General features: G+C 54.4%; 1 pseudogene. It reads left to right on the top strand.

The features are described from left to right. Positions 1–206, top strand: a pseudogene (locus ACTHUT_RS22465) (DUF2345 domain-containing protein); the annotation flags it as partial.

The raw sequence follows: 206 nt of genomic DNA, 5'->3' as shown, positions 1-206 counted from the left end.
TGTCAGTGCACAAAACCAGGATGCCAACGGCAAAGTGCTGGATATGGACGATGCCGTCGCCCAACTCGAACAGGCACTCTCCCTGGCCAAAAGCCTGAACAAAGCCGCCCAAACCGCCAACAACCACAATACCGATGAAGAAACCCAAAGGGGTCGTCTGAAAGACGCCCTCAAAGACCTGAAAGAGGCCGGCTTAATCCAAACCG

The organism is Neisseria sp. P0022.S010, from assembly GCF_051956635.1.
Note: the sequence above shows the minus strand (reverse complement) of the source record. Positions and strands in the feature narration are given on the sequence as shown.